Raw genomic sequence first — 25826 nt, forward strand, 5'->3', positions numbered from 1 at the left:
TGCCGCCTCCGCCAGGCGGCCGGGCCGCAGCCGGTAGGTGTAACGCACCGTCTCCACCACACCAGACACTGTACATGCGACACCCTGTCTCTCGCGAACCTGGCGAGAGACAACCCGACGCCATCGTGCACCGCCACACCCACCACACCGCCCGAGGTACCGCCGCGACGCCCTCACCGGCGACACCGGCACCCGGATCGAAACCATCCTCCGCCAGGCACACGCCGAACGCGGCACTGCCCGCCCGGAATCGGACACCATGCCCGACCACGTACACCCACCGGTCACCGCCGACCCGCAGTACGGCACCCACCGTGCGGCCGGCGGGCTTCGCCGATGCGCCTGCCGGGTGACGAGGTCGGCCGGCGCGTGCTGATCAGCGGGCTAGCCACCCCCCATCGACCGGGATGACCGCGCCGTGGACGTAGCGGGAGGCCTCCGAGGCGAGAAACAGGACCGCGCCTTTGAGGTCGTCCGGCGTGCCCCAGCGCCCGGCCGGGATGCGGTCCAGGATGCCGGGGGCACGGTCCGGGTCGGCGCGCAGCGCAGCCGTGTTGTCGGTGGCCATGTAACCGGGCGCGATCGCGTTGACGTTGACCCCGCGCCCGGCCCATTCGTTGGCGAGTGCCCTGGTCAGGCCGAGGACGGCGTGTTTCGAGGCGGCGTAGGCGGGCACCCGGATGCCGCCCTGGAAGGACAGCATCGACGCGATGTTGATGATCTTGCCGTGTCCTTGGGCGAGCATGATCCGCCCGGCCGCCTGGCTGAGGTGGAAGGCCGCGTCCAGGTTGACGGCGAGCACCTCGTCCCAGTCGGCCGTGGTGACGTCTTCGGCGGGTGCCCGCCGGATGATGCCGGCGTTGTTGACGAGGATGTCCAGCCGTCCGAGTTCGGCCACGTAGGAGTGCAGGTCGGCCGTACGCAGATCGAGGGTTCTGCTGTCGACGGCGACGACCGAGGCGCCCGCGGAGCACAGTGCCTCCGCACACGCCCGGCCGAGGCCACGGTTGCCGCCGGTGACCAGGGCGACCTTGCCGTCCAGCCGGAAGCTGTCCAGGACCATCAGTGTCCCCGGCGGCCCGGTGTCCTCGAAGGCGCCCCGGGTGGACTGGTGGCCGGGCGTGCTGACGACGGTGTGACGACCTGGCGGCCGGGCCGGTCCGGTGTCCGGTGTGTGGTGGTCCATGTGTGACGTGCTCCTCACCAGGGGTGGGTCCAGCCGGGCCGGGTGACGCGGGTCAGGGCTTCCAGGTAGAAGTAGTCGCCCCACAGGTTGCCCTCGTCGACGCCGACGCCTTTGGGTTTGTCGTAGACGCCGTGCAGCAGCAGCGCGTTGGAGTCCGGCCGGTGCATCGTCGAGTAGCCGTCGATCAACGATCGCAGGATGCGCCCGGCCTCGGCCCGGTAGTGGTCGGCGCGCGGGGGCCCGGCGGCGGCGAGTTCGAGAAGCCCGTTGACGGCGATCGCCGCGGCGGAGCTGTCGCGTTCCTCGTCGGCGCCGGGTGTCCGGGCGAAGATCAGGTCCCAGTGGGCGACGCCGTCGTCGGGCAGATGCGCGAGGAAGTAGTCGGCGCAGCGGACCGCCGCGTCGAGCAGGGTCGGGTCGCCGGTGTACCGGTGGTTGAGGGTGAAGCCGTAGATGCCCCAGGCCTGCCCGCGCGCCCAGCACGACTCGTCGGCGCTGCCCTGTTCGGTTTCGCCGCGCAGCGGTTCGCCGGTCGCCGGATCCCAGTAGAACGTGTGGTAGGTGGTGTCGTCCGGCCGCAGGATGTGATCGCGCAGCTGGGTGGTGTGCCGGCGGGCGGCGGCAGCGTAGCGGGGGTCGCCGGTGGTGCGGCCGGCCCAGAACAGCAGAGGCGTGTTCATCAGGCTGTCGACGATGGTGCGGCCCTGCTGGCGCGGGTCGGCGAGGTCGCCCCACGCCTGGATGATGCCGGCGGACGGCAGCACCCGGCTGAGCAGGTGGTCGGCGGCGGCGAGGGCGGCCCGTGCGGCCTCCGGGCCGCGGCCGCGCCGCCACGCGGTGACGCACGACAGGGTGTAGAGGAAGCCGAGGTCGTGGGTGTCCAGGTCGACGCCGCGGTCGATCCGGTCGGTGAAGCCGCGCACGTGCGCGGCGGCGGCCTTCCGGTAGGTGTCGTCGCCGGTCAGGTCGTGGGCGAGCCACAGCATGCCGGGCCAGAAGCTGGTGGTCCACCCGGTGTTGGCCGGCCGCGGACGGTACCGGCCGTTCTCGGTGGTGTCAGCCGGGTAGCGGTCGCCGAATTCGGCGAGGTTGGCGTCGACGGTGCGCAGGGCGGCGGTCACGGCTGTTCCGGTCTGGTCGGCGATCGCCGTCATGGTTTCCTTCCGTTCGGTGGCTCATGCGGTCAGGGCGGGGGCCAGGGTGAACCGGCTGTTGGCCCAGACGACGTACAGCAGGGGGCTTGCGGCGACGCCGATGGCGAGCGCCGGCCGGGCGATCAGCAGCGCTTCGAAGACGGCCAGCACGGCGAGCGAGAACAGGCTCAGATACCAGCGGCGCACCGCCAGGTAGACGCCGGCGCGGGCCGCGTCGCGCAGCCGGGCGCCGGGCCGTTCGGCGAGAACGACCAGGACCAGCAGGGTGGTGACCGCGATCAGCGTCATCGCCACGACGATCAGCGGCAGCACGACCGCGCCGGCCGGTCTCTCCCACGCCCAGGCGGCGTCCACGCCGAGAACCAGCAACGCGGCGGTGGCGATGCTCCCGGCGGTCAGCGCGCGCCGCGCCGAGTCGCGCCACGCCCGCCAGAAGACCCGGACAAACCCGTCGGGGTACGCCCGGAGCACCGTGAACGTGGCGACGAGTGCGGGCGCGGCGAGGGGCGCGACAAGCACCAGCAGTGGCCAGGTCCGTCCCGGATCGGTGGTCAGCAGCACCGCCAGCAGGGGCGAGCAGGCCACCGCGAGCAGCAGGTTCGTCGTCAGGGCGAGGTGGACGCCCCGCAGGATCCGGCCGGCGGTCATCCCTTGAGTCCCGTCGTCGCGATGCCTTCGACGAAGTACCGCTGCCCGGCCAGGAAGATCACCACGATCGGGAGGACGGACAGCACCGAACCCGTCATGATCAGCGCATACTCGGCGTTGTATTGGTTGATGAACGACTTGAGGCCGAGCTGGATCGTCCACAGGTCGGGGCTGCGCAGGTAGAGCAGTGGCCCGAGGTAGTCGTTCCACGTGGTGACGAGCGTGATGAGGGTGAGGCTGGCGAGCGCCGGCACCGACAGCGGCAGCATGATCCGCCGGTAGATGCCGTATTCGCTCATGCCGTCGATGCGGGCCGCGTCGAGCAGCTCGTCCGGGACGGTCTCGTAGAACTGTTTCATCAGGAACACGCCGAGCGCCCCGAAGGCCTGCAGCGCCACGATCGACCACAGGGTGTCGGTGAGCTGGAGTTTCGACATCATCACGAACTGCGGCACCATGTACGACTGCCACGGCACGGCGAGGGTGCCGATGTAGGCGAGGAACAGCACGTCGCGGCCGGGGAAGCGGACCTTGGCGAAGCCGTAGGCGGCGAAGCTGCCGGTGAACACCTGCAGCAGGGTGACGGCCGCGGACAGCAGGACGGTGTTGCCGAGCCAGGTCGTCAGGTCGGACTTGGACCAGATGTCGAGGTAGTTGCTCCACACCGGGTCGGTGGTCACCCATTTGACCGGGACGGTGAAGACGTCGTTGTTGGTCTTCAGCGACGACATGACCATCCAGTAGAACGGCAGCAGCACCACGATCGCGGCCGCGCCGAGGGTGAGGTAGCCGAGGATCCGCGCGGCTCGAGGCCGGCGCCGGGCCGGCGGGACGTGGTCGTCGGCGACCACGGGCGGCGGGCTGTGCAGCAGGGTGGTCATCATTCGCTCCGGCGCTTGTTGACGACGAACTGGACGACCGTCACCACGAAACAGATGGCGAACAGCACGACCGAGACCGCGGACGCGTAGCCGAACTGGTTCTCCTCGAAGCCCTTCTGGAAGATGTACTGCGACAGCACCAGGGTGGACTGGCCGGGACCGCCGTCGGTCATCACCAGGATCAGGTCGAGGACCTTGAAGCTCTCGATGGTGAGCAGCACGGTGATGAAGAAGGTGGTGTGCCGCAGCCCGGGCAGGGTGACCGCCCGGAACCGCTGCCAGGCGCTCGCCCCGTCGACCAGGGCCGCCTCGTGGAGCTGGGCCGGGATGGTCTGCAGCCCGGCGAGGAACAGCAGCATGTAGTAGCCCATGTAGCGCCAGGTGCCGACGATGATGACGGCCGGCATCGACCAGTCCGCGGAGGTGGTCCAGCCGGGCGGGTTGTCCACGCCGAGCCACCCGAGCACCTCGTTGACCGGCCCGAACCCGGGGCTGAACAGCATGTTCCAGATCTGGGCGATGGCCACGATCGAGGTGATGTAGGGGAAGAACGCCACCGTACGGAAGAAGGCCACCCCACGCAGCTTGCGGTTGAGCAGCAGCGCCAGCCCCAGCGAGACGCCCAGGGTGATCGGGATGTGGAAGGCCGCGTAGTAGAGGGTGTTGCGCAGCGCGGTCCAGAAGCTGGCATCCCCGGCCAGCTGCCGGAAGTTGTCCAGCCCGGTCCAGGTGGCGCCACCGAACACGTCCCATTCGGTGAACGCGTAGTAGAACAGCAGCCCGACCGGCACCATCGTGAGAATCACGAAGCCGGCGAAGTTGGGCAGCAGGAAGGACCAGCCCACCGCGGTGTTGCGCGCGACGACCCGGCCGCGCCGGCGGCGGGTATCGGCGATCGTCGTCATCTGTCGGCTCCCGTTGTCGGACCGTGGGCCCGGCGCGGCACGCCGGGCCCACGGCGGATCACTTGCTCAGGACCTCGTTCTTGGCGCGGTCCTGTGCCTCGGTGATGGCCGCGTCGATCGGCTTGCTGCCGGACAGCACGGCGGTGTGCAGGTCCTTGAGGATGTTCTGCAGCGGCGCCGTGTACTTGGAGACCGGGTTCTCCGGCTTGGTGTCGTGGGTGGTGAAGGTGAACTTCGACAGCTCGTCGGTGGGCGCGCCCTTGAGCGTGAAGATGGTGTCGGCCGCGGTGGTGGTGTCGGCCGGGGTGACGCCGATCCCGGCGAGCGCCTTGGCCGCGTCGGCCGACGCCGCGTAGGCCAGGAACGACTTGGCCGCCTCGACCTTGCGGTCGCTGATCTTCGGGTTGATGCCGAGGCCGGTCGGGTCGGCGAAGGTGACCGGGGTGGCCGACGTGCCGGTGGTCGACTCGGTGGCCTGCGGCGCCGGGGCGATGCCCCACTCGAAGGCGTCGGCCTCGCCCTTGCCCTGCTGGCTGAGCAGGGTGGCGATGTACCAGGTGCCCATCAGCATCATGGCGGCCGACTGCTTACCGAACTGGGCCTGGTAGGTGAGGCTGTTGGTGGTGGCGTCGCCGAACCCGACCTGGGCTCCGGCGGTCTGCAGGTCGAGGGCCTTCTCGTAGTAGGGCTTGAGGTACCCGAAGTTGCCGCTCTGCAGGTCGGCGCCGCTGGTCTGGGCGAGCGCGAAGCCCTGCGAGGTGGACTGCCAGGTGTGCTGGTAGGCGCCGAGCGCCTTGTTGCCGGCCGCCTTCAGCTTGGTGGTCAGCTCCTTGGCCGCGGCCCCGTAGTCGTCCCACGTCCACGAGCCGTCCGGGTGCTTGACGCCGGCGGAGTCGAACAGCGCCTTGTTGTAGAACAGCACCCACGAGTCCTGCCGGTACGGGATCGCCCAGGTCTTGCCGTCGACCTGGTAGGTGCTGAGCCCGCCGACGCCGGAGCCGAGTTTGCCGGCGATGTCGGAGACGTCCAGCAGTTGCTTGCCGTTCTGGTAGGTGTAGAAGTTCTTCAGGTTCTTCTGCACGTAGATGTCGGGGGCCTTGCCGGCGGACAGGTCCGCGATCATCTGGGTGTCGTAGTTGGTGGCGTCGTACTCCTTGAGCTCGACGGCGATGTCCGGGTGGGCGGTGCGGAACCCGTCGGCGAGGGTCTGGAACTCGGGTGTGGTGGCCAGGCTCCACCCGGCCAGGGTGAGGGTGATCGGACCGGATTCCTCGGAGTCGTCTCCACCGCATGCGGAGGCGGAGAGGGCCAGCAGGAGTGCTGTGAGGGCGGCGAGGGAGCGCTTCATCTCTACTCCTCCATGTCGATACGGGTGTGTGTGAGGACGGCGTCGGGCCAGACGGCCCGCACCTGTTTTCCGTGGATCTCGACGCGGCACGTGGTCTCGTGCCGCTCGCCGCTGAGCTCGACCAGGACGGCGATCCAGGTGTCCGGTCCGGGAACCGGATGGTCGAGCCACGGCACCCGGACCGGGTCGCCGAGCGGCCCGGCGTCGTGGTGCTCGCTGCTGCCGGCGGTCGCGTCGTCGCCGAGCAGCGGCGTGAGCCGGGAGATCAGGGTGCCGCCGGTGACCGGCCAGCCGCCGATCCGCAGCCGCACCGCCTCCGGCCCGGCGTCGTCCACCCGGACCAGCCGGATCTCCCACGGCCCACGGACCAGGGAGAACGTCGTGATCCGGCCGGCCCGGCGCAGCTTGCCGGGGCGGCCGCCGCCGTGGTCGCGGCCGGGCGGATCCGGGTCCAGCCAGTGCGCCTCGGCGACCGACCCGGCAACCCCCAGACCCTCTTCCACGCGTACGCCGAGAGCGCGCATGCCGGTGCGATGCGATCGGCGCCCGGCCGGGTCGACCAGGACGGCCGACTGGTCCTCCGGGTCGGTCCAGCCACTGTCGTCGAGCAGCGGGGCGGTGGCCGTCGAGTAGCCGAGCCGGGCGTACAACGGCGAGTCGCCGCCGGGAACGCCCTGCTCACCGTGGTCGGTGCCGTGGTTGACGACGCGGACGATGCCGTCGGCGCGGGTGCCGGCGATCAGCCAGCCCGGGGCGCGCACGGCGCGGAGCACGTCGCCGGTGTCGATCGGCAGCGGCTCCGCGGGCGCCGCCCACACCGGATGGCCGGCCGGGAGGGCGACGCCGAGCAGGCCCTTGCTCGCCCAGTACGGCGAGCCGGGACCGGAGTAGGACTGGGCCAGCCGGGGCCACGGCCCGTGCCAGCCGACGGTGAGCAGGTCGCCGTCGCCGGCGAAGTGCCCGACGATCCGGCCGGCGGCGTGCCGCAGCTGCCCGGGCGCGTGGGACGGGACGCCGGCCAGGACGCCGGCCCAGAACGGGGCGGCCGCCGCGAACCGGTAGATCAGGCTGCGCCCCTGCAGCAGCGGGGAGCCGTCCCCGCCGATCAGGGCGAGCGCGTCGGTGAGGAACCGGTCGAGCCGGGCCACATCCTTCGGACGGGGACCGCCGGCACCGGCCATCCGCGACCACAGCACCGGATAGAGGTGCAGCGCCCAGCCGGTGTAGTGGTCGAACGCCCGCGACGATCCGTCGGACAGCCAGCCGTCGGCGCGCCGGAGCGTGTCGTGGGTGGCGAGGTCCTCCTCCATCTCGGCGGTGGAGAACGGGCCGCCGACCGAACGCAGGAACGTCTGCACGACCAGGCGGAACCACACCCAGTTGATACGCGGGTAGGTGCTGTCGCCGACCGCGGGCGACAGGTAGCCGACGACCCGTTCCTGGACGGCGCTGTCCAGCCGGTCCCAGATCCAGGGGCGGGTCATGTCCAGGATCAGGGCGATCGAGGCGGCCTCCACCTTGGCCTGCGGGTGCTCGTCCAGGCGTACCCATCGCTCGGTCTCGGGTGTGGCCGGGTCGGTCCCGGCGGCCAGGCCCGCGGCATATCGCCCGGCCAGGTCGCCGAGGCCGCGGCCGTTCTCCCCGGCCAGGCGGAACCCGGCCAGCAGGAAGGTGCGGGCGAACCCCTCCAGCCCGTCGATCGCGCGGCCGTAGCCGCCCTCGGCGCCGGGCAGGGTGATCAGCGCGTGGTGGGGCGAGGCGTGCCGGGACGCGGCGGCGAGCAGACGGTCGGCGTACCCGGTCCAGTCGGCGCGGGTGGTGAGGGCAGCATGTGAGGGTGGCACGTCACGCTCCGAAGTGGGTCGGACGGAACCTGTGGTCGGTTTCCGGGAAGTAAAACGCTCACAAACGAGCATGTCAACGACTTCTTCGCTCATCGATCGCCAAAACTGATCGCCATACGTCTTCACCTGCTGAAATACGCTGTATAGGCTCTCCAAGTGTCCGCATGGACCGCGAAATCAGTCGCCCCGATGCTCCCTAAGTGATCTGATACGATCGCGTTCGATCACAGGGGAGGTGGGATGCGCGTACCGTCGGCGGAGGATCGCAGCGCCTGGACGGCCGTGGACCAGCCCACGATCCGGGCGCTCACCGACCGCGCCCGGGCCACGCTCGGCACGCCCTGGCCCACTCCCCTGGCCCACGACTTCGCCCGTTTCCACCGCGACGGCGACCGCGACACCTACGAGCAGGCCGTCTGGGGCCGGCACCGCCGGCTGGCCCGCGCCGCCGCCCTGGCCGCCGTCACCCTCGACCCGGTGTGGCTGGACGAGGTCACCGACGGCGTGATCCTGTTCTGCGAGCAGAGCACCTGGTCCTGGCCGGGCCACGACGACACGCGCGACCGGTACGGCTCGGTGCTGCCGGTGACGACCGACCCGTGCCTCGACCTCGGCGCCGGCGAGGTCGCCGCCGACCTGTCCTGGATCGACCACGTGCTGGGCGCCCACCTCGACGGCCACGTGCCGGGCCTGCGAGCCCGCATCCGGTTCGAGGTGGACCGCCGCGTCCTCACCCCGTTCACCGAGCGGCGCGACTGGCACTGGCTGGGCCTCGACGGGCACGTGCACAACTGGAACCCGTGGATCCACGGCAACGTCCTGGTCGCCACCCTCGCCCTGGTCGACGACCCGCAGCGGCGACAGCACCTGATCGGCCTGGTCACCGAAGGCCTCGACCGGTTCGGCGCGGCCCTGCCCGCCGACGGCGCCGTCGACGAGGGCATCCAGTACTGGTGGTACGGCGCCTGCCGCTACCTGGAAGCCCTCGAGATGCTCGGCGTCACCGCGCCGAAACCCGCCGTCCTCGCCTACCCGCACCGCGTCCACCTGGGCGGATTCTGGTATGTCAACCACGCCGACGGCCAGGCCCGCCCCTCGTCCGAGCAACCCTGGCACGTGCTGCACCGGCTGGCCCGCCGCTACGGCGACACCGAGGCCGAGGCACACGCCGCCGCCCGGCGCCGGCCCGGCGAACCGGTCGCCCACGAGAGCCCCGGCCTCGGCTACCTGCTGCTCGCGCTCACCGATCCGGTGTGGGCGGCCGCGCGTCCCGGCCCGTCGCCGCTGCCCCGCCACGTGTGGTTCCCGTCCGCCCAGGTGCTGCTGGCCCGGCCCGAGGCGGGCAGCCCGGCCGGGCTGACCCTGGCGGTCAAGGGCGGCCACAACGGGGAGAACCACAACCACAACGACGTCGGCAGCTTCATCGTGGCCCGCGACGGCGTACCGGTGCTGGTCGACCCGGGGCGGCCCACCTACACGGCACAGACGTTCGGGCCGCACCGCTACGAGATCTGGACCATGCGATCCAGCTGGCACAACACGCCGACCATCCGCGGCGCCGAGCAGGCGCCCGGCCGGGAGTTCGCGGCCCGCGCCGTCACCGCCGACGACTGCTCGCTCACCCTGGACCTCGCCGGCGCCTACCCCCGCGACGACATCCGCGGCTGGGTCCGTTCCGCCCGGCTGGACCGCGCCACCGGCACGATCACCATCCGCGACTCCTGGGAGCTGACACCCGGCGCCGGCCCGACCGTCATCCACCTGGTGATCGCTGGCGAGGTCACCGTGTCGGACGGCTCCGCGCAGGCCGGCGGCGTGACCATCACCTGGGCGCCCGCCCGGCCGGCGCCGTGCACCGTCGTCGTGCGGGAACTGGACGATCCGATGCTGTCCAGCGTGTGGGGCGACCGGCTGACACGCCTCGACATCGACGTCACCGCGCTCGGTCCCGTCGGTACCCTCGAACTGACCGTCAAGGAGACGCGGTGAGCACTTCAGACAAACGCGGGCCGCTGCAGGTGGCCCGCCGGGCACGCCTGCTCGAACAGTTGCAGCGCGACGGCGTGCTGCGCGTCTCCGACCTCACCGACGCGCTCGGCGCCTCCACCGTCACGATCCGCCGCGACATCGCCCAGCTCGCCTCCGAAGGGCTGGTCCGGCGGGTGCACGGCGGCGTCGCCCTGCCCAGCGGCGACGACCCGCGCGACACCGATCTCGACGTCCCGTCCGGCGGCAGCGTCGGCATGCTGGTGCCGTCGCTCGACTACTACTGGCCGCACGTGGCCCGCGGCGCCGAGGAAGCGGCCCGCGAGCTGGACCTGAAGGTCGTGCTGCGCGGCTCGTCGTACCAGACCGAGGACGACCGGCCCCAGCTGAACCGGCTGGTCGACCAGGGAGTCGACGCGCTGATCGTGGCCCCTCGGATGGACGTGCCGACCGCCCGGCTCACCATCGAGTGGCTGGCCGGCACCGGGCTGCCGGTCGTCCTGCTGGAACGCACCGCCACCGCCGGGCCCCACCACGCCTTCCTCGAATCGGTCGTCACCGACCACGCGCAGGGCGCCGGCATGGCCGTCCGGCACCTGACCGGTCTCGGCCACGAGAAGGTGGGCGTGGTCCTGGCCGAGCCCAGTCCCACCCGTCCCCATGTCCGCCGAGGCTGGCTCGAGGCCGCCGCCGACTGCGGCCTCGACGTGACCGGGACCGTCGACATGCTGGTCCCCGACGCCCGGACGCCCGGCTGCCGCGCCGCCCTGGACCGGGTCGTCGACCGCTGCCTGGAGACCGGCACGACCGCCCTGCTCGTCCACGCCGACGCCGAGGCGATCGCCCTGGTGGAACGCTGCGAGGAACGCCACCTGTCCGTCCCCGGCGACCTGTCGGTGATCGCCTACGACGACGAGGTGGCCGGCCTGTTCAGCCCGGCCCTGACCGCCGTCCGGCCACCGAGGGGCTCGATCGGCGCCGCCGCCGTGCGCCTGGCCGCCGACCGGCTCGCCGACCCGCGCCGCCCGGTCCACCGGGTCATGATCAGCCCCGAACTCCGCGTCCGCGACTCCGTCGCCGCCCACCGCCACCCCACCGGGAGATAGCGCCGCCCGGCTTCCCCGCGCCGGGCAGGCCAGCGCCGCCGTGCCTCAGGACCGGCCGGCCCGGGCGGCAGCGCCCCCGCGCAGGGTGCGTGGGGACACTCCCCGGACCCGTTTGAACGCGGCGCTGAGCGCGAACGGGCTGGCGTACCCGACATCGCGGGCGATCGCCTCCAACGTGGCGTCACTGCGGACGAGCATGTCGGCGGCGCACGACAGACGCCACTCGGTCAGGTAGGTCATCGGCGGGACGCCCACGAGTTCGGTGAATCGCCGGGCGAACGCCGCACGCGAGCTGCGTGCCCGGGCGGCCAGGGAGGCGACTGTCCAGGGCTCGTCCGGTCGAGCGTGGATACAACTCAGGGCGATGCCGACGACCGGATCGTCCTGGGCGGTGTACCAGCGCGGCGGATGCGCGTCCGGCCGGGCGAGCCAGGTACGCACGGCGGTGATCAGGACCAGGTCGAGCAACCGGTCCAGCACGACGTCCTGGCCCGGGGAGTCCCGGTCGACCTCCTGGATCACGTGGTCGATCAGCCACGAGTCCCACTCACCGGGCCGCAGCACGACCAGATCGGGCAACGCCGCCAGCAGCGACCGGCTGACCTCGGCCGGCGAGTGGTAAGTTCCGGTGAGCAGCATCGTGGCGCCGTCCGGATCGTTGCCCCAGGACCGGAGCCCGAGCGGTCCCATCGGGCGGGCGCCGACCACGCCGGCTATCGGCCGGCACACCTGGTCCGGCCCGATCGTGACCTGCGGCGCCGTGGCGGCGGAATCAGCCACCGTGTACGGGTTCGAGCCGCGCACGACCGCCACATCCCCCGGCACGATCACCGTCGCCGCCGTACCCGTGTCGAGGTAGGCCGCTCCCCTGACGACCGCCACCAGGGTCAGCGGAGCCCCGTCCTCGATCCGGATCGACCACGGGCCGGACAGCAGCGAGCGCAGGATGAAGGCCCCCCGCGCCCGGGGATCGAGGAGGCCGCCCACCGGATCCACCCGGCCAGCGTAGACGCTCACGTATGGAATCGGGCGTCCGCCGCATGGATGAGCTCATCGAACTGCGGTGACATGGAGTCATGACTCGTCAATGGGATGTCCTCACCACGGCAGCGGTGATCGGGAGCGGGCTGCTCTCCGGGGTGTTCTTCGCGTTCTCCGCCTTCGTCATGAGCGGCCTGCGGCGGCTGCCCGATCCGGACGGCGCGGCCGCGATGCGCTCGATCAACGTCACCGCGCAGCGCCCGCCTCTCATGATCGCCCTGTTCGGTGTCTCGGCGCTGTGCGTCGCGATGATCGTCCGGGCGATGGTCACGTGGCCGCAACCGGGCGCCGCGTGGTTGCTGGCCGGCGCGCTTCTGACGATCGCCGGAGGTCTCGGCGTCACGGTCGCGGTCAACGTGCCGCTGAACAACCGCCTGGAGGCCGGCGCGGTCACCTGGTCCCGGTTTGTGGCCGGCTGGGAGCCGGCCAACCACGCCCGGACCGTCCTCTGTCTGCTCGGCTGCGCCGTCCTGCTGGTCGGCGCGGTCCGCCGGCTCTGACCGCGCCGCGGGCGGCCCGGAAGAGACCGGCCCGGAGACCGGCGACCGCCCCGGTCCGGACCGACACCACCGCCGCGCTCGGCGGAGCCGCCGGCCTGGGTCATGGCCGGAAGTCCGGCTTTCCGGCCGGCCTTCCTCGGTCTCTTGCATGATGCGCCGGAGACTCCCGGGTCGCCGACTGTGGTCGGCGTTCATCGCTGACTCCAGCTCGCGGACGAAAGCCTCGCCGCTGAAGGCCGCCTCGTCGCCATCCATTCCGTGGAGCGGCAGTTCGACGACTTCGACAGGACGGCGCCCGCTGGATTTCACCTTCGCTCGTCAGCCTGCTTCATCGTTGATCAGCGAGCCGAAAGCGTCGCCGCCATAGCCGCTCACCCGAACATGAAGTGGTGCATATCCGCCCGCCACCTCGGCCCGGAATCCCGCAGACGTGAGAACTTGTATGGCGAGGTCGCGCATCTGTTGCTTCACGGAAAGATAAAGCTCGCGCGCCGGGCCATGGAGATCATTTTGGCCATGGGTTCCCAGGGCCGCGTGGCGTAGCTTGCCGTCCGTCCGCCAGTCGATGAGGACACCGGCGAACTCGCCTTCTTCATCCACGTCGATCTCGAAACCGGGACGCTCCACCAGGATCTCGGCGGGGAACGTGGGCATGCCCACCAGATTCAATGTGGCGTGAACCATTTCCGCCAAGCGCCGATAGTCGGTAGCGGGATCATTCACGGTCGAATTCCTTTTCTTGTTGCTGGACTCAATTCGGCCATATCGAAGGTTACCGCCGGGCCGGGCTGCCGGTGCTCCGGTCCCACCCCGGGGCTCGCTCCGGATCAAGCTGCGGTAGGTTGACGTGCCGTCGTCCCGCGGCTGTGTGATCGCCGTGAACCGCGGCCGGCGAGACGCCGCATTCCGTGTGGGCGGATTGCGCGGAGTCGCAGCGCTGCGAAAGTCTGTCGGCTTCATAGTCGCGGAGGTGGACGGGTGCGCGGATCGTCGGCGGACGGCCGGATGAGCGGCTTCGCATTGACTTTGAACGCGCTGTTCGCGGTCATCGAGTTCGGCGTTGTGGCGATGGCCGCCGCCGGGTTCGAGGAGGTCGCGGACGCCGCCCCGTTCGGGCGTACGGGAACGATCGCGCTGTGTGGCGTGAGCGCCGTGATCACCTGTGCCGGCGCGGTGCTGGCCTGGCGTGGTGTCAGCGGCCCGGTAGGGGCGCTGACCGGGATCCTGCTTGCCGCGTCGATCGGGCTGACGGCACTGCTGGCGCTGTCTCTGGTGACAGCGGGTGGTGCGATGATCATCTTGGTGGTGCCGTTGGCGCATGCCGTGTTCTCCATGGCAACGATCGTCTGGGCGATTCGCCGGGCGGTCCCGATGGTTGAGAGGCGCTGAGCTCGATGCGTTCCGACCCCGTGCGTTATCTGCTGCAGCAGGCCGAGTCGCTGAGCCGGTTGGCGAGCGAGCTGACCACGGCCGTCCCGCCGCGGCCGGAGGGCAACGACCCGACCGGGTACGTCACCGTGGTGCTGGGTCTCGATGGGCTGCCCGCCGAGGTTCGCGTCCGTGACGGCTGGCATCGGCGGATCGAGCCGGAACAGCTCGGCGCCGCGGTCCTCGCCGCGAACAACGACGCCGTCCGGGGCGCGGTGCGGGCTTTGACCGACAGCCTCGACGACGGCGGCTGGTGGCGGCACGTGCGTGAGGCGGATGAGGACGAAGAGGACGCCGATCCACGAACCGCCCGGCTTCCGGAACCGCCGGCCGGACGCGCCCACCACGATCTGGACTTCAACGAGCAGGTCCTCAAGACCCTGCAGAATGTTCGGCAGCACGTCGACGTCGGCGCACAGCCTTCGATGGAGGGCTCCGACGACGGGCGTCATGTGACCGTCCGGCTCGGCGCCGGCGGCATGACCGGCTGCGAGATCGACCCGCGGTGGGCACGCGACCGGGACAGCGGCACGGTCAACGCCGCTCTGGCACGAGCGCTCACCCGTGCCAGGGGCGACGGTGGCTCGAAGCTGTGGGAACGGGTCGCCGAGACCGACGCGCTGGTCAACGACGCGCTCGCCACGCTGCGATCCCTGACCCAGTCACCGCCCGATCGAGGGGATGTTCGATGACCCAGCCCAACGCGGAACAGGTTTCCGTCGCCACCGACGCGTTGCGTACCGAGGCGAACCTGTGGGACGAGCAGAGCGACAACCTGACGGCGCTGGGCGCCAGGGTGGCCGGGATGGAGTTCGGCCGTCTGGAGGCGGGCCTTTTCCAGTTGATGGTCGGCCCGTACAACGACGTGATCCACGGGGTCGCCGCGCGCTGTGCGGAGGGCGCCACCGCCATGACCGAGATGGCGGCCACGCTGCGCAGCGTGGCCGACACCTATGACGCGGAGGACCGGGCGGGAGCGCACCGGATCAAGAAGATCTACTAGTACGCGGGGGAGAACGGTGTTCGACAAGGCGCAGTTCGAGGCGACGATCCAGGAGCTGGAGGCCGGGACTCTGGCGCTCCGGGGGAAGCTCGCGGAGGTCGGGCCGGCGACCGCGGCAGCGACCGGTCAGTGGTGGGTCACCCCGCCGATGGCCGAGGTCCTGCAGTGGATCGGCGACAAGACGGTCGAGATCGGGACAGCGTTGCTGAACTGGATTCTCGACCTGCTCAAAGGCGCGACCGCTCCCATCTGGATGTTCCTGGACGCCTACCGGTGGATGGACATCAAGGGAACCGCGAACGGCGTCTCCACCGATCTCGGCACCCAGAACCTCGTCGTGGACGACACCGACTGGAGCGGAACAGGCCGCGACGCGTACCTGGCGGCGGCCGGCGCGCAGGTCAACGCGGCCGGGCGGGTGGGGTCGATCGCCTCCGGCACCTCGCTGAACCTGCTGGCTTGCGCGGGGGCCGGGCTGGCCTTCTACGTCGCGCTGGCGGCCATCCTGGCTCAGCTCATCGCGAAGGTGGTCGCCGCGATCGCGGCGATCGGGTCGGGATGGTTCTCGTGGGCCGGTGCGGCGCTGATCGTCGAGTCGGTGGGTGTGTCGTCGGCCGCGATCTGGACCGCGGTCGGCACCCTGGCCGCCTTCCTGGGCGCGCAGGCGACCGCGATGGTCACCCTGCACGGTGACGCCGTGGACCCCGGATCCTTCCCGAACGGTGTCTGGCCGAAGTCGAACACCCACCTCTACAGCGACGCGACCGTCGACGACGGCGACGCGGACTGGTCGCTCAAGGGCAGATGAGGCGGCCGGGCGCGGTGGTCAGGCGCGCACCCGGCGGGACAGCGAGGATTGGCGGACCACCAGTTCGGGGGCGACCAGGACGCCCTGGACGGGACGGCGGTCGCCGTCCATCAGGCGGGAGACCATGAGTTCGACGGCGGTACGGCCGACGTGGTTCTTCGACGGGCGGATCGCCGTCAGCGGGGGCTCGGCCAGGTGGGCCACCTCGTCGTCGTAGGAGACGATCGCCAGGTCGTCGGGGACTCGGATGCCCTGTTCGGCGCAGGCCTGGGCGACCGCGATGGCCTGCGGGTCGCTGTGGACGATCAGCGCGGTCAGACCCGAGCCCACCGTGTGGCGCGGGTTGACCGCGTCGTCGCGGATGCCGAGGTCGGCGCAGGCCCGGTGCCAGCCGCGCAGCAGGTAGGCGGAGGTGGGGCTGTCGCCGGACAGGGCCAGGCCGATGCGGCGGTGGCCCTGGTCGTACAGGTGATTGACGGCGATCTCCAACCCGAGAGAGTGATCGCTGCGCACCCATTCGGCCTGCCGCGGAGCGGCGGTCCAGCGGCGCGGCTGGCGTTCGACGAGGATGACCGGGACCGGTAGCCGGCTGATCCAGCCGATCATCCGGTCGGCGTCCGCGCCGTCGAGGCGGGGCGCCAGCAGCAGGCCCTGCACCTGGCCCGCGTCGACGAGCCGGGCGATCTGGCGGCGGTCCTCCTCGGGGTCGTAGCTGGAGCCGCGCAGTTGCACGTTGACGCCGAGGGCGGCGCCGGCCGCGCGGGCGCCGGCGACGATCGGCGGCCAGTAGAAGTCGAGCGACGGCACCACCATGCCGATCGTGAACGAGGCGGGCCGGGTGGCGCGGACCGGCAGCGGACGGGACGCGGCGGGCAGGGTGGCGCCGCCGTGAACCCGGTTGACCAGGTTGCGGGCGGCCAGGGCGGCGATGTCCCGGCGGATCGTCAACTCACTGACGCCCAGGTCACGGGCCAGATCACTGACCCGTACGGCGCCGCTGCGCCGCAGCTCGGTGAGCAGGTGCTCGTGTCGCTGCACCGAGAACAGCGTTGTTCGATTGGTTGCGTTTCCGACCGAGCGGGTTCGCACCATGGCCTCACCGTTTCCGACCGTTTACGAAGACGTTACGCACATTCTTACGCATCGATCGGAGACTCGGATGAGGATCTTCGCCGCGCTCATGGCGGCACTGGTGACGGCGCTGCTCATGCCACCCGCGCCGGCACAGGCCGCACCGGTCACCATCACCAACGGCGTCCAGTTCACCGACACCGCCGGCGCCGGGGTGCACGCCCACGGCGGAGGCATGATCAAGGTCGGTTCCCACTGGTACTGGTTCGGCGAGAACCGCAACGCCGACGACACGTTCCGCGCGGTCTCGGTCTACCGGTCCACGGATCTGCGGACCTGGGAGTTCCGCAACAACGTGCTCACCTCGTCGTCGGCGGCCCAACTCGGCAGCTCCAAGATCGAACGCCCGAAGGTCGTCTACAACGCGTCCACCGGCCGGTACGTGATGTAGATGCACAACGTGCTTCACTCTAAAGTGCACATTGCGGATCTGCTGGTCAGATGGTCTGTGGTATGGGGCGGAAGCTTGTAGAGCGCAAGGCCGCGGCAGGTCCTGTTGCGGTATTCGGAGAAGTCACCTCCCGGACCCTCCGAAGACCGCCCCGAACGCCACCAGGGTTCCCGCAACGAGGATGAGGGTGCGGACCCGCAGTCGCCGTTCCGGCATCACCACCCGCTACCTGGCATTCCACGGCATGGTTGGGAACCATCCGTGGCCGAACATGGCGGGAAGCCGCACGTCCCAGTAGACGACCGTGAAGGTGCCGAGGGCGACGAGCAGGGCGCCGGTGATGGCCATTGTGCGCGCGGGGTTGCCGGCGAACCAGTCGATGAATCTCCCCCGGGACAGCACAACGATCAGCGCGAACAGCGCGGTGACCACGACGATGTTGCCGAGCGACTGCAGGATGAAGGCGCCCGCCCCGTAGAGGGGGTTCCCGCTGTCGACAGCCCAGTGGAAGAGCTTGTTGAACAGCGGGTAGGGCCGTCCGATGAGGAAGGCGCCGACGAGCGCTCCGAGGACTACGACGCGGGCGACGGGCCGCCGGGCGAACGGGTCGGGCAGGATGTCGAGGGCCGCGAGCCCGAGGTAGACGAACGCCAGTCCGACAACGCCGAAGACGACGGCCGACTGCCACAGCCGTACCGGCATACCGCCCGACGTCGCGGTGGACAACTGCGGCATCCGGTCGCCGACCAGTACTCCGATGAACCCGTAGACCCCGGCGACGATCACCATGCCGATGGTGAGCCAGCCGACGGGCCGGAGCAGGTGGCGCAAGGCGCCGTGGGTACGGCCGGTCGCGCTCGCCTGGCTCATCGGCCCGATCGACGCGGCCATCGCGATGTTGCAGGCTGTGAACGTACCGGCCAGCCCGGATACGAATGCGAACAGCAGGCCGGCCACGGTCCCGCCGATGGCGGTGGCCTTCGCGTCGTGACCGAGCAGACCGTTCGCCACGGTGTCACCGATGATGTGGTCGACGAACTCGTAGGACCACACCACGGCCAGCAATGTTCCCGCGAGAGCACTGATCACGGCGAGCCGGCGGGGATGGGACGGCCTTACCGCCAGGGACTCGGCGACAACATGATCACTTCTAGTGACATTCATGGCAGTGATTGTTCCGGCAGACCCGGGACACCGGTTCTTTCGTCGTGCCCCTCCGCTCAGGTCGGCGATATGGAACACCCGTGCGCCGGAAGGCCTGCATCCTGTTTGCCATGAACGGCGGAAACGGCAACGCCCATCGGGTACGGGACGGCCTTTGACAGGCCGTTCACCAGCTACGCGAGCTGGTGGAATCGGTGCCTGCCGATCTGATGGCACCGCGGACTGGTCGGTGGCGGACACTCCGGCGCATCTGATCTCGATCGCCATGATGGACCTCGCGCTCGTTCGTGCCGGCACATCCGTTCCGCCCGGTGTCGAGGAGCTGCGGGCGGCGACGACGGTCGACACGGTGAGCACGATGAACGCGACAATCCTGTCACATTTCACGGAACGTGATCCGAAAGTGCTCCTTGACGTGATCGAGGGTGACGTGATCCGTCTCCTGGTCGCCCTCGACGAGGAAGACGCACCACCGGCCGTGCCGTGGCTCGGGCAGTCCCGCGTGCCGACCGACGGGCTGCTCGCGCACCTGCTCAACGAGATCGACGTGCACGGCTGGGACATCGCCCGGGCCGCGGGACGTCCGTGGCGCTCGGATCCGGCGGAGGCGGCATTGTTCTTCGATCTGTTTCTCATCGGGGTCATCCGGAGCGGGTACGGCCGTCTACTCGACCGCGATGGCGACCCCCACCGCGGCCGCGTCTCCGTGACGTTCCGCAAGGGAAGATCATCGGCGGGGGTGCAAAGGCAGTACACCGGCACGACCGGGAAGATCGACAACTGTCAGCTCGGGGTGTTCCTGACCTACCACACCCGGCACGGGCGGGCGCTGATCGACCGGGAGTTGTACCTGCCGAAGTCCTGGACCGACGACCGTGACCGCTGCCGGCGTGCGCACATCGGCGACGAGGTCGAGTTCGCCACCAAGCCGCAACAGGCCAAGTCCATGCTGGAACGCGCCGTCGCGGCGCAGGTGCCGTTCGCCTGGTTCACCGGCGACGAGGCGTACGGGCAGAACCGGGCCTTGCGCGAGTGGTGCCAAGAGCAGGACATTGCCTATGTGCTGGCCACCCGCAAGGACCACGAAGTCGCGTCCGGCCTGCACACCAGCACCCGCGTCGACGAACTGATCGGCAAGGTCCGGGCCGGGGCGTGGCGGCGGATGTCGTGCGGTGACGGCGCCCACGGGCCCCGCGTCTACGACTGGGTGAGTGTTCCGATCCGCACCGGGTTCGAGCACGGCCGGCGCGGCTGGGTGCTGGCCCGTCGCAGCATCAGCACCGGGGAACTGGCCTACTACGTGTGCTTCGGCCCGCGGGGCACCCGGCTACGCACGCTCGTGGCCACGGCGGGCGCGAGGTGGGCGGTCGAGGAGTCGTTCCAGATCGCGAAGAACGAGGCCGGCCTGGACCAGTACCAGTTCCGCCGCTACGACGCCTGGTACGCCCACATCACCCTGTCCATGGCCGCCGCCGCGTTCCTGACCATCACCCGCGCCCGCGAAGCGGTAAAGGGGGCACCACCGGCGACAGCGACCAGGACAGCCTGATCCCCCTGACCGTCAAGGAGATCAGGCACCTGTACGCCATCCTGATCCTGGCCGCAAAGAACACCACCAGACATGCCCTCGCCTGGTCAAACTTCCGAAGACGTTGCAACCAGCGCGCCCGAGCCGCCCACTACCGCAAACGAATCAGCACGCTCGGAAGCTACGAGCCGCTGTAGCAGTACTAGATCATGACGGCGCGGAATGCCGATGCCGTACAGCCCAGCTCGGCCAGCTCACGTACCTCGTCCGCCGTCTGGCAGTCGGGGCCGACCCGCCGGTATGATCCCGGACCCTGTCAGCAACACGTCGAAAAACCAACGTCTCGGAACCCCGGCTCACCGACGGACGAACCGTACAGTCAGGACCCGTGACGGACATCGGATACGCCCGCGTCTCCACCCGCGAGCAAAACCCCGACCTGCAGCACGACGCCCTCACCAAGGCCGGCTGCACCAAGACGTTCACCGACATCGCCTCCGGCGCCAAAGCCGACCGCCCCCAACTCGCCGCCGCGCTGGCCTACCTTCGCCCCGGCGACGTCCTCGTGGTGTGGCAACTGGACCGCTCCGGGCGCAACATGCGCCACCTCATCAACACTGTCAACGCACTGCACGACCATGGCGTGCAGTTCCGGAGCCTGCGGGAGAACATCGACACCACCGCCTCCGGTCGGCTCACGTTTCACCTATTCGCCGCCCTGGCTGAGTTCGAGCGTGACCTGCTACGCGAACGCACCGCCGCCGGCCTGACCGCCATCGCCGGGCGCCGGGCCCGCGGCCGCAACGGCGGCCGGCCCCGCAAGATGACCCCGGAGAAGATCGCCGTCGCCCGGCAGGTGTACACCTCACAGACCTTCACCGTCGAACAGATCGCCCGCACTCTCGGGGTCAGCCGCGGGACCATCTACCAACACCTGGACGCGGCGGCCTGACGTGACAGATCCCGCTGCCAACCCGAACGTGACGTGGTCCCTACCGAGCCTCCGGTCGGTAGGGACCACGTTGTCCATGCTCGCAGCGCCAGGACTATCGACGCCTGCGCCGGTGCATCCATCGGCGAATCCGCCGCACCATCAGGAGTACAGCGATGACGAACCCGATCAACGCTGTGCAGAACCTCAGCCCAATAGTGATCTCAGGAAGCCAGTGCCACAGGGCATCGACTGCAGTGACGATTACGAACAACATCGGTTCTTCCTCGCTCTCGGCAGCAACCATGCCATCGAGATTCGGCTGAATCAGGCGCCACCTCATCCGCCGGCGGATACAGCGGATACAGCGGATGGCGTGATCGACACCTCGTCGGAAGGGAAGAAGTGACGGTGTCCGACGAGGATCCAAGAAGACAGCAGTTGCGCGCAGCAGCTCGCCGGCTTCATCTAGCGGCGGGCGAGCCGACGCTGGACGTACTCGCGGGCTACGCCGACGGACGTCGAGAAAGGTCGGCCCTTGGCAACGTCACCAGCGGGCCCAAATGGCCGAGTTGGGGCACCGTCAAGGCGTACATCGACGCATGTGTCCAACACGCCGCCAAGAGCGGGCTGCGCCTTCCAGCCAAGTTGACCGACGAAAAGGTGTGGTCGGCAATGCATCAGGCCGGATCTCTGGCGAAGGGCCGACCGTCCGCTGACGCCTCCCCGGACACCGCGCAGGTCGCGGACGGTTTCCTGCCGGCGGCCACTAAGACGTTCGCCGGCGGGGACGCGGAACTGGAGCTGTTACTCAACAAGCGCAGCACGCAGCTTGACCCGTTCAGCAAGACCACGATTGACGTCAGCGCTGTGCCGCGGCCAGACCAGACACCCCCACCCGCCCGCGGGTGGACGGTGCCGCTTCCCTCGTCCGAGGTGTTCGTTGGCCGCGACGAGATCATGGCGCAGCTGCGGGCGGGCTTCTCGGCCGGCGCCGTCGGCCAGTGCCTGCACGGGCTCGGCGGGGTGGGCAAGACTCGGCTCGCCGTCGAATACGCGTACGCCTACCGCGACACCTATCCGGGCGGGGTCTGGTGGATCCCTGCCGCCGGCGGTGTGTCGGCCGGGCTGGCCAAGCTGGCTCGCTGGGTGAGTTCGGCTTGGGCCACGCTGCCCGACGATGCCGCCAGCGCGTGGGCCGAGTCCTGGCTACGGCACTGGTCCGGCTGGCTGCTCATCCTTGACGACGCGAGCGATCCGGCGGCTGTCACCGCCCTGCTCGGCCGGCTGGCCCACGCTGCCGGCCACCTGTTGATCACCAGCCGCCGGGACCTTTCGTGGACCGTCCCGACGGTGCCGATCGGCGTGCTCGACCCCGGCGCCGCGACCGAGTTACTGCTATCCCGCACCGGGCAGGACAACCGGACGGCGGCCGCCGCAATCGCGGCCGAACTCGGCTGCCTGCCGGTGGCCCTGGAACATATCGCCGCGTATGCCAAGCACACGGCGTTGGCCCTTGACCGATGCCTGAGCCGGCTGCGCGAACAGCCGGGCCGCATATTCACTGCTGAGCTGCCCAACATGACCGCGGTGGCTCGTGTCTGGGACCTCACCCTCGCCGAGTTGGAGGCGGCCGACCCGCATGCGGGGCCACTGCTCGCCGTGCTGGCTTGGCTGGCGCCCGACGACATCCCCCGCGATGTCCTCGGAATCCACGTCACCGGTGACGAGTCGGCCGGCTGGCTCGCATCGTTCGGAATGATTACTTTGACCGACGACGCGATCGACATGCATCCGGTGCTCCAGGCGGTCATCCGCATGATGGATACCGATGACCCGAAGGCGGCCGACGACCGGATGCTTGCGCACCGATTCGCCATCCGCATGCTGGGCAAGTTGCTGCCCGACGACGCGACCGACGTCACCGCTTGGCCGCGATGGCGGCGGCTTATTCCGCACTTAGACGCACTGGCCGGGCACCTACCGTCCGGCACGGAGCTGGACAGCCCGCTCGGGCTGTTGCTCAACGAGGCCGGAATGTTCGAGCTGAGCCAAGGACGCGCCGAGGCCGCGACGACCCGGCTGACCCGCGCGCTGGAGCTGACCTCGGCGGCGTTCGGCGACGATCACCCATCCGTGGCGATCCGCCTGAACAATCTCGCCGCCGCACACTGGCGCGCCGGCCGCCCGGCCCGGGCCGCGGAGCTGGTCCAGCGGGCCTTGACAAACACCGAGGCAACGGCGGGCAGCGACCATCCGGACATGATCATCAGGCTGAACAGCCTCGGCGTCCTTCTGATCGATCAGGACCGGACCGACGAGGCGCTCGCTCAGCTGGGCCGCGCGCTGGCCATCGCCGAGGCGCTGCCCGACCCCCCGAAGATACTGGCGACCGTGCTGATAAACATCGGTACCTGCCACAGGCACGCGGGCCGGTTGGCGGACGCCGAGGCCGCCATGCGCCGGGCGCTGGCCCTCACTGAGGACCAGTACGGCCCTGCCCACCCGGCATTGGCCGCTCCACTGCACTCGCTCGCCTCGGTCTGCCGGCACCGGCGCCACTTCGAGGAGGCCCAGAAACACGGACTGCGCGGGCTCGCCATCGCCGAGAAGACCCTGCCGCCGGGTCATTTCCACATCGCCGAGCACCTCAACGGGCTCGGCGTCACGACTTGCGACCTCGGCCGTCCAGCCGACGCAGTGCCGCTGTTCCAACAGGCCGCAGGCATTCTCGGCGACAGCGTCGACACCGAGTCCAGCCTGCTAGCCGAGGTCCTTAACAACCTCATCACGGCGCGTGTGGCCGCCGGCGCGCCCAGCGCCGAACTGGAGCGCACCGTCGAGTCGGCTCCGGACGACCACATCCGGGTCGGCCTGCTGAACACCCTCGCCCTCGCCTGTACACAGGCGGACCGCCCCGCTGATGCCCTCGCGGCCGCGTTGCGCGCTGCCCGGATCGCTGAAGCGACCGGCCACAAGGACCTGCCCCTCAGCCTCTGCCGGGCCGCGGCCGCGCACCTGGCACTCGGCGACGCGCACGAGGCGGTCGCCATCCAGCAGCACGCCCTCAAACTGGCCCGGTCCAAGCACAACCCCGGGTATCGCACGCTGGCTGAACATCTGACGGTGCTCGGCGATGCCTACGAAGCACTCGGCCGCACGCCGGACGCCCTCCGCTGCTATCAACGCGGCCTCCGCGGGCAGGGAGACTCGCCATGGCTGGTGCCACTGCTCATGAAGGCCAGCACGCTCCAGCTCAAACTCGGCCAAAAAGCAGAAGCCGTGGCGACGTTCGAGCGGGCGGATCGCATCATGGAGGAGCACTACGGCCGCGACCACCCCACGTCCTGACCACCGGCCACCACCTCGCCCACTGGCGGAGCCAAGCCAGCAACTGGGCCAGCGCAGCCACAGACTTTTAGCTGGCGTGTCCGCTGTCGGGCCTTGCCCCCGGAACTTGGACACGGGGTTTATGCGGCTTGTGTGATGGTAGCTGATCTTTCGTGGATCCGCTCGTAGGTGATCGGGGACTGCTGTCCGAGCCGTGAGTGGCGTCGGACGGTGTTGTAGCGGTGCAGCCAGCGGAAGCTGGTGAGCCGGGCGTCGCGTTCGTCGGTGAACGCGCGGCGGCCTTGCAGGGTCTCGCGTTTGAAGGTCGCGTTGAACGACTCCGCGAGGGCGTTGTCGGCCGAGCTGCCGACCTTGCTCATCGACTGCCGGACCCCGGCCTCCGCGCAGGCGGCGGCGAAGGCCTTCGATGTGTACTGGGCTCCGTGATCGCTGTGGAAGATCGCCCCGGCCAGGCTGCCCCGGGTGCGCTGGGCGGCGGTGAGCGCGTCGATGATCAGGTCGGTGCGCATGTGATCGGCGATCGCCCACCCGGCCAGCCGGCGCGAGTGCAGGTCGATGACGGTGGCCAGGTAGAGGAACCCGCGCTCACCGACCGGCAGATACGTGATGTCACCGACGTAGCGCTGGTTGACCGCGGGAGCGGTGAAGTCCCGGCCGATCAGGTCCGGGGCCTTGGCCGCGGCCGGGTCCGGGATCGTGGTGCGGGTCCGGCGGCGCAGCCGCAGGCCCTGCACGCCGATGCCACGCATCACCCGCTCGACACGCTTGTGGTTGACCGGCGTGCCGTCGTCGCGCAGCTCGGCGGTGATCCGCGGCGCCCCGTAAGTGTTGTCGGCCGCATGGATCATGCGAATCCGCCCGGCCAGGACGGTGTCGGCGGCCTGCCGGGCCGCCCGGGCCCCGGCGGTCGACGCCCAGTAGTAGTAACTCGACCGGGCCACCCCGACGACCTGGCACAACCGCTTCACGCCGTAGCGCTCCTGGTGGTCGGCAACGAACTGGAAGCGGGTCACCAGCGCGTCTCCCCGGCGAAATACCGGGCCGCCTTCCGAAGGATGTCGCGTTCCTCCTCCAGTTCCCGGACCCGCCGACGCAGCTCGGCGTTCTCCGCCTCGACCGAACCGGGTTCCGACCCGCCCACCGACACGGTCGGCCGGTCACCGCCGCCACGGCGCCGGTCGTCGGCCCGGACCCAACTCCGCAACGTCTCCCGGTTCACCCCGAGATCGTCGGCGATCTGCGCCATCGTGGTACCCGGCCGAGACCGGTACAACGCGACCGCATCGGCCTTGAACTGCGCGGGATGGTGTTTATTCGCCATGACCTACCGGACTCCTGATCTCCCCGGACCTCAAGATCCAAGGTTCAAGTGTCCAAGATCAAGGGGGAAGGCCCGTCTGAGGTTCCACCTTCGAGCCGGACACCTTGAAACCAGACAGCGGTCTGGGGGAAGGATGTCCCGGTGCCCCGCCCTTCGAAGTACAACGAGGAC

The 25826-nt window shown here is 70.1% G+C and carries 24 protein-coding genes and 1 pseudogene; 13 read left to right on the forward strand and 12 right to left on the reverse strand.

Translation table 11 applies throughout. The features are described 5' to 3' along the window. Positions 1 to 160: 160 nt before the first annotated feature. A pseudogene (locus AB0I88_RS36840) lies at positions 161 to 376 on the forward strand (transposase); the annotation flags it as partial. Here AB0I88_RS36840 and AB0I88_RS36845 read toward each other — a convergent pair. Genes AB0I88_RS36845 through AB0I88_RS36875 form a run of 7 tightly spaced genes read right to left on the reverse strand, consistent with a single transcriptional unit; the run spans position 377 to position 7966 of the window. Further along, positions 377 to 1186: an SDR family oxidoreductase gene (locus tag AB0I88_RS36845; RefSeq protein WP_361035895.1), complete on the reverse strand. Its 810-nt coding sequence runs from the start codon at positions 1184 to 1186 to the stop codon at positions 377 to 379. A gap of 14 nt (positions 1187 to 1200) precedes the next feature. Next, on the reverse strand, positions 1201 to 2340 hold the full coding sequence (locus tag AB0I88_RS36850) for a glycoside hydrolase family 88 protein (protein WP_361035898.1): 1140 nt from the start codon (positions 2338 to 2340) through the stop codon (positions 1201 to 1203). Positions 2341 to 2361: 21 nt separating this feature from the next. Next, on the reverse strand, positions 2362 to 2988 hold the full coding sequence (locus AB0I88_RS36855; protein ID WP_361035901.1) for a hypothetical protein: 627 nt from the start codon (positions 2986 to 2988) through the stop codon (positions 2362 to 2364). Beyond that, a complete protein-coding gene (locus tag AB0I88_RS36860; protein WP_361035904.1) occupies positions 2985 to 3869 on the reverse strand; it encodes a carbohydrate ABC transporter permease in 885 nt (294 codons plus the stop codon). Before AB0I88_RS36860 ends, AB0I88_RS36855 begins: the two co-directional genes overlap by 4 nt. Continuing rightward, complete coding sequence (locus AB0I88_RS36865) at positions 3869 to 4774, reverse strand: sugar ABC transporter permease (RefSeq protein WP_361035907.1); 906 nt, start codon at positions 4772 to 4774, stop codon at positions 3869 to 3871. Before AB0I88_RS36865 ends, AB0I88_RS36860 begins: the two co-directional genes overlap by 1 nt. A gap of 58 nt (positions 4775 to 4832) precedes the next feature. Beyond that, positions 4833 to 6122, reverse strand: a complete 1290-nt coding sequence (locus tag AB0I88_RS36870; protein ID WP_361035910.1) for an extracellular solute-binding protein — start codon at positions 6120 to 6122, stop codon at positions 4833 to 4835. A gap of 2 nt (positions 6123 to 6124) precedes the next feature. Then, positions 6125 to 7966 carry a DUF2264 domain-containing protein gene (locus tag AB0I88_RS36875; RefSeq protein ID WP_361035913.1) on the reverse strand — a complete coding sequence of 614 codons (1842 nt, stop codon included), beginning with the start codon at positions 7964 to 7966 and terminating at the stop codon, positions 6125 to 6127. Between the two features lie 240 nt (positions 7967 to 8206). On the opposite strand from AB0I88_RS36875, the gene AB0I88_RS36880 reads away from it, so the two are divergent. Together AB0I88_RS36880 and AB0I88_RS36885 are read left to right on the forward strand one after the other, a co-directional pair. Continuing rightward, positions 8207 to 9955, forward strand: a complete 1749-nt coding sequence (locus tag AB0I88_RS36880; RefSeq protein WP_361035916.1) for a heparinase II/III family protein — start codon at positions 8207 to 8209, stop codon at positions 9953 to 9955. Next, positions 9952 to 11058: a substrate-binding domain-containing protein gene (locus tag AB0I88_RS36885; protein WP_361035919.1), complete on the forward strand. Its 1107-nt coding sequence runs from the start codon at positions 9952 to 9954 to the stop codon at positions 11056 to 11058. Before AB0I88_RS36880 ends, AB0I88_RS36885 begins: the two co-directional genes overlap by 4 nt. A 45-nt stretch (positions 11059 to 11103) precedes the next feature. Here AB0I88_RS36885 and AB0I88_RS36890 read toward each other — a convergent pair whose 3' ends face one another. Continuing rightward, positions 11104 to 12054 carry an AraC family transcriptional regulator gene (locus AB0I88_RS36890; protein ID WP_361035965.1) on the reverse strand — a complete coding sequence of 317 codons (951 nt, stop codon included), beginning with the start codon at positions 12052 to 12054 and terminating at the stop codon, positions 11104 to 11106. 80 nt (positions 12055 to 12134) lie between these two features. On the opposite strand from AB0I88_RS36890, the gene AB0I88_RS36895 reads away from it, so the two are divergent. Further along, complete coding sequence (locus tag AB0I88_RS36895) at positions 12135 to 12599, forward strand: anthrone oxygenase family protein (RefSeq protein WP_361035923.1); 465 nt, start codon at positions 12135 to 12137, stop codon at positions 12597 to 12599. A gap of 318 nt (positions 12600 to 12917) precedes the next feature. Here the strand turns inward: AB0I88_RS36895 and AB0I88_RS36900 are convergent, their stop codons facing one another. Next, complete coding sequence (locus AB0I88_RS36900; RefSeq protein ID WP_361035926.1) at positions 12918 to 13322, reverse strand: hypothetical protein; 405 nt, start codon at positions 13320 to 13322, stop codon at positions 12918 to 12920. A 255-nt stretch (positions 13323 to 13577) separates the two neighbouring features. Between AB0I88_RS36900 and AB0I88_RS36905 the strand changes: the two genes are divergently transcribed. Genes AB0I88_RS36905 through AB0I88_RS36920 form a run of 4 tightly spaced genes read left to right on the forward strand, consistent with a single transcriptional unit; the run spans position 13578 to position 15838 of the window. Next, on the forward strand, positions 13578 to 13988 hold the full coding sequence (locus AB0I88_RS36905; RefSeq protein WP_361035929.1) for a hypothetical protein: 411 nt from the start codon (positions 13578 to 13580) through the stop codon (positions 13986 to 13988). 5 nt (positions 13989 to 13993) lie between these two features. After that, positions 13994 to 14719, forward strand: coding sequence for a hypothetical protein (locus AB0I88_RS36910; protein ID WP_361035932.1), 726 nt, complete (start codon positions 13994 to 13996; stop codon positions 14717 to 14719). Next, positions 14716 to 15030 carry a hypothetical protein gene (locus tag AB0I88_RS36915; protein ID WP_361035935.1) on the forward strand — a complete coding sequence of 105 codons (315 nt, stop codon included), beginning with the start codon at positions 14716 to 14718 and terminating at the stop codon, positions 15028 to 15030. Before AB0I88_RS36910 ends, AB0I88_RS36915 begins: the two co-directional genes overlap by 4 nt. A 16-nt stretch (positions 15031 to 15046) precedes the next feature. Further along, positions 15047 to 15838: a hypothetical protein gene (locus AB0I88_RS36920; protein ID WP_361035938.1), complete on the forward strand. Its 792-nt coding sequence runs from the start codon at positions 15047 to 15049 to the stop codon at positions 15836 to 15838. A gap of 18 nt (positions 15839 to 15856) precedes the next feature. Here AB0I88_RS36920 and AB0I88_RS36925 read toward each other — a convergent pair whose 3' ends face one another. Continuing rightward, positions 15857 to 16876: a substrate-binding domain-containing protein gene (locus AB0I88_RS36925; protein WP_361035941.1), complete on the reverse strand. Its 1020-nt coding sequence runs from the start codon at positions 16874 to 16876 to the stop codon at positions 15857 to 15859. A 121-nt stretch (positions 16877 to 16997) separates the two neighbouring features. Here AB0I88_RS36925 and AB0I88_RS36930 point away from each other — a divergent pair, with 121 nt between their 5' ends. Further along, entirely contained in the window at positions 16998 to 17360 is a 363-nt protein-coding gene (locus tag AB0I88_RS36930) for a hypothetical protein (RefSeq protein ID WP_361035944.1), read from the forward strand. Positions 17361 to 17585: 225 nt separating this feature from the next. Here AB0I88_RS36930 and AB0I88_RS36935 read toward each other — a convergent pair whose 3' ends face one another. Further along, the gene (locus AB0I88_RS36935) at positions 17586 to 18524 is read right to left on the reverse strand and encodes a hypothetical protein (RefSeq protein WP_361035947.1); all 939 of its coding nucleotides are present in this window, start codon (positions 18522 to 18524) and stop codon (positions 17586 to 17588) included. On the opposite strand from AB0I88_RS36935, the gene AB0I88_RS36940 reads away from it, so the two are divergent. From AB0I88_RS36940 to AB0I88_RS36955, 4 genes are all read left to right on the forward strand, one after another. Further along, entirely contained in the window at positions 18523 to 20073 is a 1551-nt protein-coding gene (locus tag AB0I88_RS36940) for an IS701 family transposase (protein ID WP_361035950.1), read from the forward strand. The two genes, AB0I88_RS36935 and AB0I88_RS36940, sit on opposite strands and share 2 nt — an antisense overlap. Positions 20074 to 20440: 367 nt before the next feature. Next, entirely contained in the window at positions 20441 to 21004 is a 564-nt protein-coding gene (locus AB0I88_RS36945; RefSeq protein WP_361035953.1) for a recombinase family protein, read from the forward strand. Between the two features lie 70 nt (positions 21005 to 21074). Next, positions 21075 to 21392 carry a hypothetical protein gene (locus AB0I88_RS36950; RefSeq protein WP_361035956.1) on the forward strand — a complete coding sequence of 106 codons (318 nt, stop codon included), beginning with the start codon at positions 21075 to 21077 and terminating at the stop codon, positions 21390 to 21392. A 2-nt stretch (positions 21393 to 21394) separates the two neighbouring features. Further along, positions 21395 to 24334: a tetratricopeptide repeat protein gene (locus AB0I88_RS36955; protein ID WP_361035959.1), complete on the forward strand. Its 2940-nt coding sequence runs from the start codon at positions 21395 to 21397 to the stop codon at positions 24332 to 24334. Between the two features lie 119 nt (positions 24335 to 24453). On the opposite strand, the gene AB0I88_RS36960 is transcribed toward AB0I88_RS36955, so the two are convergent. Next, positions 24454 to 25655, reverse strand: a protein-coding gene (locus AB0I88_RS36960) for an IS3 family transposase (protein WP_361035962.1) whose coding sequence is annotated in 2 segments (ribosomal slippage) — positions 24454 to 25358 and positions 25358 to 25655 — 1203 coding nt in all. Because the reading frame shifts where the segments join, the coding sequence is not laid out codon by codon here. Positions 25656 to 25826 lie beyond the last annotated feature (171 nt).

The sequence above is a fragment of the Actinoplanes sp. NPDC049802 genome (assembly GCF_040656595.1).
In the GTDB taxonomy this organism is placed as follows: Bacteria; Actinomycetota; Actinomycetes; order Mycobacteriales; family Micromonosporaceae; genus Actinoplanes.